The organism is Deltaproteobacteria bacterium (assembly GCA_016219225.1).
GTDB lineage: Bacteria > Desulfobacterota > RBG-13-43-22 > RBG-13-43-22 > RBG-13-43-22 > RBG-13-43-22.
Genome location: JACRBX010000007.1, coordinates 1 through 8,152, shown reverse-complemented (window position 1 = coordinate 8,152; position 8,152 = coordinate 1). Strand labels below are relative to the sequence as shown.

General features: G+C 53.2%; 9 protein-coding genes. 1 reads left to right on the top strand and 8 read right to left on the bottom strand.

What is annotated here, in order from left to right:
* The 8 genes from HY879_00410 to HY879_00375 form a co-directional block, all read right to left on the bottom strand.
* On the bottom strand, positions 1-1,519 hold a 1,519-nt coding region (locus HY879_00410; protein MBI5601795.1), incomplete at its 3' end, for a hypothetical protein.
* A gap of 378 nt (positions 1,520-1,897) precedes the next feature.
* A complete protein-coding gene (locus HY879_00405) occupies positions 1,898-3,067 on the bottom strand; it encodes a thiolase family protein (GenBank protein ID MBI5601794.1) in 1,170 nt (389 codons plus the stop codon).
* 15 nt (positions 3,068-3,082) lie between these two features.
* Positions 3,083-3,586: an OB-fold domain-containing protein gene (locus tag HY879_00400; protein MBI5601793.1), complete on the bottom strand. Its 504-nt coding sequence runs from the start codon at positions 3,584-3,586 to the stop codon at positions 3,083-3,085.
* A gap of 77 nt (positions 3,587-3,663) precedes the next feature.
* A complete protein-coding gene (locus HY879_00395; protein ID MBI5601792.1) occupies positions 3,664-4,761 on the bottom strand; it encodes a 2-hydroxyacyl-CoA dehydratase in 1,098 nt (365 codons plus the stop codon).
* Between the two features lie 131 nt (positions 4,762-4,892).
* Complete coding sequence (locus HY879_00390; GenBank protein ID MBI5601791.1) at positions 4,893-6,134, bottom strand: 2-hydroxyacyl-CoA dehydratase; 1,242 nt, start codon at positions 6,132-6,134, stop codon at positions 4,893-4,895.
* Between the two features lie 182 nt (positions 6,135-6,316).
* Entirely contained in the window at positions 6,317-6,751 is a 435-nt protein-coding gene (locus HY879_00385; GenBank protein MBI5601790.1) for an acyl dehydratase, read from the bottom strand.
* A 10-nt stretch (positions 6,752-6,761) separates the two neighbouring features.
* Entirely contained in the window at positions 6,762-7,253 is a 492-nt protein-coding gene (locus HY879_00380) for a MaoC family dehydratase N-terminal domain-containing protein (GenBank protein ID MBI5601789.1), read from the bottom strand.
* 109 nt (positions 7,254-7,362) lie between these two features.
* The gene (locus tag HY879_00375) at positions 7,363-7,518 is read right to left on the bottom strand and encodes a hypothetical protein (GenBank protein ID MBI5601788.1); all 156 of its coding nucleotides are present in this window, start codon (positions 7,516-7,518) and stop codon (positions 7,363-7,365) included.
* 149 nt (positions 7,519-7,667) lie between these two features.
* Here HY879_00375 and HY879_00370 point away from each other — a divergent pair.
* On the top strand, positions 7,668-8,152 hold a 485-nt coding region (locus HY879_00370; GenBank protein ID MBI5601787.1), incomplete at its 3' end, for a DEAD/DEAH box helicase.

Genomic DNA, 8,152 nt, shown 5'->3' with positions numbered 1-8,152 from the left:
GGGCGGCACTGCCGCCCGAGACTCCGCTGGCAAGCACTAAGCGGTCAAGCAGGTTGCGTTCCGCAAGGCCATGAAGCAAGGCCGTTGTGTATAAGGCGGCGCGAGTGCCACCGCCCGAGGCCGCCAGCATGACCAGGGGCTTCTGTTCTGGCTTCATCAGGTGATCAGTGAGGTTGAAGATGGGGCCGTTATTGCTCCCGGCCGCGGCAACCTCTGCCTTGAGTCCGGGTTCCTGATCAAGGGAATGTAAGCAAAGGCCGAGAAGGAACAGCAGGAGGAGCAATCCCAGCAGACAGACTGCTCTGAATATCCGGAACCGCTGCTCAATTTTCATCGCCATTTTCTGCATAGATTCCCGTAAAGTTTCCTCCTTAGCAGTTTGGGCAATGCGCATCAGGAAGGCTTCAGGGGTGAACATGCGCGGTCTGCCTTTATTTCCGTCGGGTGTCACCGCGAATCGGCCTCCGCCGTGCCGCCGAATCGTCCCCTTTCCATTCTTCAAGTTGTCCAGATTGCCGAGAAGATCCAGGATTGCCTGATTGACCCAAAAGTCATACAGCCAAAAGACCGCGTAGGTGGAAAGGATATAGGAAAGAAAGATCAGATTCGGTCCCGCATCCAGTATGGTTGTGACATAATCGAACCCGACCAGCCGAAGGATGGCGAGAGTGGTAATAACCAGGGTAACAATCAGGGAACCGCCGGTAAGAAGGGTATGGTGAACTATTCGGATGAAGGCGTCCCTTTCCGAATCATAGCTGCTGGTGGCTATGAGCATCAGCGAGAGGGCGGTCGCAATTCCTGCCAACAACTTGAGATGATCGGGGGGCATAAATAAAACCAGGAAAGCGACGGGCGTAACCACATGCAAAGGGGTGCGAAGGACTGCTGATATGAAGGCGCTAATAACATCCCAGCTCTCAGGTTCCTTTGCCTTTCCCTGGGCCAGGACCCTTTCGGCATCGAAGTTTTTCTGGAAATCTTCGATGATTTCGGATGGTAATTGAAAAAGCTTCAAATGCCGAAGACCCCAGGCGAAGGGGACAGCAACTAATAACGCCATAAATGCCAGCAAACCATAGTAGTGTCGATAGAGGCTGGTTGACGCTTGAAAGGAATCGGACCCGGCAATTACATAGGTTGCCAGTGAGAGGATGAAGATCAGCCCGAGGTGCATCCAAGCCATTTTCCCTCGGTAGTGCGACCGAAAATAACCGGCTTGGAGAACAACCGCCCCGGCGAGTAATAATAAGGCCCCGAATCCCCCACGCCAGGCCAAGCCATCGGCATTGTTCCGGGCCAGGGACGGCCCCCAAACGATGAAGGTATAAACGGCCAGGGGGAGGAAAAAGGCGAAGAGAGAGCGGTTGTGAAACCATTTTACGGTCTGGGTACCGCCAAAACCGTTGTCCACCATGCGGACGAAATCATCTATGTAGCCTGGAATGCCAGTGAAAATTTTTAAATTGAAGGCTTTAAATTTTTTGGTGCTTTGAGAATCGAGGTCCCTGTTTTTCATTTTCATCTCCTCAGGTAATGGCAACCCTTTCGGTGCCCATGACCACAGGCTCTAAAGCCGCAATAGAAGACTGTCGATTGTAACCTCTGTCCCCTCTACAACCACTCCCTTTCTAATATGGAATTAATTGACCGATTTTTCAATCCACCTAAAAGAAGCTCTTTTCTGTTCGGGCCCCGCGGCACCGGAAAGTCCACCTTTGTACACCAATTTTTCCCGTCATTCCCGAATGTCTTTATCGGGAATCCAGGTTTTTGAAGAAAATGAGAAAACCAAAGTCCCTGGATTCCGGTCCCCGATTAAGACCGTCGGGGACAAGCTTAAAGCCTGCCGGAATGACGGTTAAGGGGACGCATTAGTAAAAAATACGCTGTAGTACTAACCCACTTTCTCCAGAATCTGAATGCCACAGACGACCGCCGATTCATTCCCGCCGAAAAGCACGCTGCCCAGCATCTGGGCCAAACCACGTTTGGCGCCCGGCACCTGATAGCCCCCGGCCTGATTGCGCAATTGCCGGACCACTTCACAATTGACCCTGGCGCCGCTGGCTCCCAGCGGATGCCCTAAGGAAAGCAATCCGCCGCTGGGATTGACCGGGAATTTCCCCTTCAAGTCAAAATAGTGGTCACGAACGTACTTAATGCATTCCCCTTCCGGACAAAATCGCATCGGTTCATAAGCGGCCACCTCCTCACCGGAAAAGGCATCGTGGATTTCGGCGAAATCCAGATCCTGCGGCCCGATGCCGGCCATGTGGTAGGCCTTATCCGCCGCTTCCCGGTTGACCTGGCTGAACAGGGGGTCCTTTTGGGTGGACAGCCAGCCGCTGCTGTGGATGACGGAAGCGGCCACCCTGATTTTGGGGTGGTTATGCACATTATGCTGGTTGAAATAGTCTTCCGAGCAGAAAATCACGGCCGCCCCGCCGTCGCTCTGAGGACAGCACTGCAGGACGGTGATGGGATCTACGACGACCCGTGAAGCCATGATCTCCTCAAAGGTGAGGGGTTTGTTATACTGGGCCAGTGGGTTGAACTGCGCATTGTAATGGTTTTTAATGGCCGGATAACACAGGTCCTCCATGGTGGCGCCCCGTTCATCGATCAGCCGTTGATAGACAAAGCTGAAGAAACCCGGCATAGTTAAACCCATCATCCCCCCAAAATCTTCCTTGATGGCCAGGAGGCCTTTCCCTCCCTCTTTGGCGGCCTGGGTCAGAGACTCGAAGCCGGCCGCCAAACCCACCTCGCAGAACCCTCCGGCGATGTCTCTGTAGAGCATATCAACGGCCGTGTTTCCGCTGGCACAGGCGTTGTTCAGGTTGGCAATGGGGATGGATCCGATCGCCAGGCGGGTAAAGGCCATTTGCCCCTGCGTTGAAGTTCCCCGGCAATATCCGGCATAGGCCACCTGTATCTCCTTGGCACTGATACCGGCGTCCTTCACCGCGGCGACCGAGGCCATCACCCCTAAATCAACCCCGGTATACTCGGGGAACACTCCAAATTTTGTCTGCCCTATCCCAAGAACATATACGTCTCTCATGGTCGTTTATCCTCGTTACTCTTTCGGCACAAAGTAATAGCCGATGACATCGATCGTCTCGTTCATTTTTGTCTTTTTGTTGAACTCGGTCTCTTCGTAAAGTTTCCCAAATTTAACGGTCAACTTGTCGCCTTTCTTAATCTTCTCCTTTTCATCCTTTTCCACTCGGCCTATGGTTCTGATTTCATCTTCCATATCGACCATGGCCAGTGTAAACGGAGGATTGTAAGGGGGCACCGGCGCTCGCGTGGTTGTGGCTGCGAGAACCGTCACTTCATCCCCGAGGAAAACATTTTCCAGTTTGTCCGATGCACAGTACGGGCAAAGCTCGGTTGGCGGAAAAGATTTTTTCCCGCAATCCCCGCACTGCCGGCCCATAAGGGCCAGAGTCCCATCCCTGTCGCCAATGATTCCGTTTTTAAAATAGCGCTGTTTGTTCATTTTTCCTTCTCCATTGATATAGGTCATCTTCTGCTCTATCAGGGGTTCCTGCCAATTCAACTTATCCGAAGCCATCATGTGGGTCACCCTGCTATGCTTCACGAATAGCCAAGGCAATAAAAAACCTTAAGACAGGGCAGGGAAGGTCCTCCGGATCAAACCAGGGATTCCAAAAAGGACTGGACCCTGACGTTTAACTGTTCAATGGAAAGAGGGGTATCTTCGGCCTCGATCTTGAGATGGGGCAGCTTCCATTGGTCGAAATATTCCTTCAGGACGGCGTATTCCATAACGTAGGCGTCGCAGTACTGCTGAATGAGATAGATCAACCCCTCCGACCGGGATTCGGTCATCAGATCCCGGATGTATTTGGCCCTTTGTTCGAAGGAATACATGCCGGGCAGGGGGATCTTGCGGAGATAACCCTGGGCCAGGGCCTTGAAGACATCTCCATTGACCTCGATTTCTTCCGAGCCGTAGCGGGCGTTATGGGTGAAATCGTCCGTCACCACCTGGGCTTCATATTTCTCAGCCATGCGGATGACGGCCAGGGACATGTTCAGATTGAGGGCGCAGAGCATAAGCCTGGTCTTCTGATTCCGGGCCGGGGCCGGTTTCAGGTCTTCCAGGAGTTGCTTCAGCATGGCGTTGTGTTCCTCAACCGGCAGCACCAGGGCCGAAGCGAAGACGTACACAGCGTCTTCGGCCGAGAGTCCGGACTCCATGCGGATCTGGTAGAATTTCCGGAAAAGGGCCTTGTTCTCGTTATAAAGGGCAATCGATTGCCGCAGCCCGTCCTCTGTTACTTTCCGGCCCGAGAATTTCCCCAATTCATCGGCCAGCCGGTGGACTTCCCGGGTGTAGTAGGCCACGGCCACCTCATTGGCCATGATCGGAGCCCGTACGATCCAGGTCTTGGGGAAGACCTTGTTGCGTTCCCAGATGTCGGGAACATGTCGATTGGTGTCGCAGACGGTCGAAACCATCACGGCGTCTAGGTAATCAAAGACCTTGTCGTGGATCTGACCGGTCAGGTTCTTGCTCATGCCGCAGAGATAAGGCAGGAGTCCGGACTTGGCCTCATATTGGGAGTTTTGGTCCTCCACTAATTGAACTGGAACTATTCCGGCGGCATGGACCAGTTCCTTGGGAACCGAGCCATAGAAGCAACCGATGATCTTCCTTCCGTCTTTTTTGATCTCCCTGGCGATCTGGTGTCTTTTTTCAAATTTCTCTTTGAATGCTTCGATCATATTATTTCCTCGCAACTTTAATCTTGAAACGCTATTTTCAAACCAAGCCCTCATGCCCCATGGATCTCCACGGAATATGAAAATGGCCTACTCCTAACTCTAAACTCCGAACGGTTCTTCGAACCACGCTTTCACGTTCTTTTTTTCCGTCCCTCGAGGATTTCGATGAATCCATCGATCCTGGTTCTGGCGTCGTCCCAGCTAAAACCCTCCGGGTCGGCTTGATCACCCTCAAAAATTAATATGGGAATATCATATTTCTCCCGGACCAGGTCGACCAGTTCTCCCTGTCCGATGGACATGGGGCGGCAGCTCCTGTTGGAAAACATGACCAGACCGTCCACGCCATAATCCTGGATGGCCTGATCATAATAACGGAATCGATCCTCGATGCGGCGATTGCTCATGACGTTGGTGTACTTCTCGGCCAGGGTATGGAAGGGGCGCGAAAGATCGAGCCGGCCGGTCTTGGTTTTATTGCCCCAGCTCAGATTGGTATAGGGCTCCCAGACAAAATTCGCCCCTTTGTCCTCAAAATAATTGATGACCTGGAGGTGATGCCAGATCGGGATGCCGTTCCAGATAAGACGGTATTTCTCACCTTCTTTGCAGGGACTCTTCCCTTGCTCGATATCGTTCCGATACTTCTCATAAAGGGCTTCATAGAAATCGGCGGCATCCTTTTCGCCCAGGGCGGTGACCAGGGGAATGATCTGGCCGGCCAGGCTGCGGAAGCTGATAGGCGATGGTTTGTTGCGCCTCAGCCCCATGATTTTTTTCCAGTAGTGGCCGGCCAGGTCCGAATAGCGGACCGCATCCTCCAACCGCTTTTGGTCAAAACGGCCGGGACTGTTGGCCTCCACGAACTTGACCATCTCATGGATCTGGTTTTCATAGTAGTCGATGTAGGCCGGATCATCGGGGTTGTCCGTGGCCGGCATATCCATGAAAAAAGTGGGTTTCTTGAAATGGTCTTCCAGGTAGGCCCACCAGGTCACGTGAAGACAGCAGACGCTGACATCGGTTATAAAAAGGTCGGGGTCCGGGACAGGTCCGAAGGCGCACTGATTGGTCCAGGCGATCCCCAGACCACACCTCGTGTAGGAACAGACCGTGTTGGTGTAGCCCCGATCCCTGGCCTCATCGAAGAAAGGTCCGGCCTTCCCGGTGCCGGCCGAGATGGCGGCCAGACTCTCCGGGAATATGGGGTAAACGTCCATGGCGTACATCACCTCGTTGGGAACCCCGGCGCTGGCTACACAGATCGGCTTCCCCTCTTCCTTGGCGGCAATCATCCGCCGGTATGAGGCGCCGGCAGTCAGCTTCCGCTGTATTTCTTTTAGATCTGTTTTGGCTTTTTCCGTTTCGGCCATTGGTGATCCTCCTTTTCTATTAAACCCTCAGGCCTGCTCAGGCAAGCACCAAGAAGTATGAAACATAATTTTCACCGAACGTTGAACAGTTAAGTTTGATTAAATTTGATGACTATGTAAAAACTCGTCATTCCCGCGCAGGCGGGAATCCAGACCAGCCCTAACTAATTAATCCCACCTTTTCAACGGCGCGAAGGCAGGGCCATGGTGGCGCGGCCGACAATCAACCGCTCGCCGGCTTTATTTTCACTCCAGATCTCGCAGTCGATGATCCCTTCCCCCTCAATGGTCCGCTTGGCTTTGATTTCCCCTTTGATACTATAAGGTTCATCGGAAAAGGCTCTCCCCCGGTTACTCCAGGAGATCTTCCGGAGTCTTCCTTCCGGTGCCCCCCAATCGGTCAGATATTGGCCCAAAAAGGCACCCTGAAGGGGCCCGTGGACCAGCACACTCGGGTGCCCCTCGCTTTGGGCGTAATCCTGATCGTAATGGATGCGGTGGACGTTCCAACTGACGGCGCTATACATAAACAGTTGGGCCCGCGTCGGGACCCTGACGACCTCCGGCATCTCCTCTCCGACCTGCACTTCTTCGAAATATCGCTGTCGATGATCCATCTTGCCTTCCTTACCAGGAAATTCCGGTCAACCGTTCCCGTGCAACCAGTTGGCCGTCCTGGTTCGAATACCGGCTTTCGTAGACCGTGAAAACCAGGGGACCGGAACGGCCTTCCTTTTCGTAGATTTCGGCGATCTTGCTGACCCTGGTGATCCGGTCTCCGATCCGGATGGGTTGGAAAAATTCGACCTCATTGCCACCGGCCATGTTACGGGTTGCCCTGAGGGGCGGCATCAGATTGGTTTGGGGAAGGCCGTCCGGGCTCAGTTGGTCCAGGGGATATTCGGGCATGGTCGGGATGTCAAAAAACATGGGAGGCGCTATGGTCCGGCCGAAGCTGGTTTGCCGGGCGTATTCTTCGTCAAGGTAAAGAGGGTTCAAATCCCCTACGGCATAACAAAACCTTCGAATGTCTTTGGCGGTCACTTCTTGCGTCACCGGCTCGGTTTCCTTCCCGATGAGGGCCAGGGCTTCGTCAGTGATCAGGGAGGATTTAGTCATGATAGTCTCCGAAAAAAAAAACATTTTGACAGAGAGAGTATAAAACAAGACCAAAAAGAGGTCAAGGACTAAAATTACTTGTAAAACACTAGCCTTTTGAAAAACATTTTCACCACAGAGCCACCAGAACATAGGGCGGCTTGGGATTGGCCATGGTAAACCAGGCCACCACTAAGTAATTCGGTTTGCCTGATACATTCGCTCCCACCAGCGAACAGGGCATGGGGTAATAAACCCTTTCCGGCGCAAGTTCGATCTTTTCCATTTTATTTCTCCTTTTACTGATTTAAAAAGGTTAATCAACGCCTGATTTGACATGATAAGGGCTTGCTTTTGATTGGAAAGACTATAAGATAGGGGGGAAACAGGGTCAAGGGGAAAATAGAGATTTTATTTTTATCGGAAACAACGAGCATGAACGAACCTAATGACACCCTGGCCGCCTTTCATCCCTTAATCCGGAAATGGTTCAGGGAAAGGCTGGGGGCTCCAACCCCTATACAAACTCTGGCCTGGCCGGAAATCGCCCAGGGAAGACACGTGCTGGTGACGGCACCCACGGGGAGCGGCAAGACCCTTACGGCCTTCCTCTGGGCCGTCCATCAATTAGTCAGCGGCGCCTGGGGTCTGGGCCGGACCCGGGTCCTCTATGTCTCGCCCTTAAAGGCCCTCAATAACGATATCAGGCGCAACCTGGCCGGACCCCTGGAAGAGATCGGAGCCTATTTTTTGCGGGACGGCCAGGAATTTCCCTCCATCGGCGTACTGACCCGCAGCGGCGACACCCCGGCCGAAGAACGGCGGCAAATGGCTCGGCGGGCCCCGGAAATCTTGATTACGACGCCCGAAAGTTTGAACATCATGCTCAGTTCTCGAGCCGGCCGGGCGATGTTTACGGG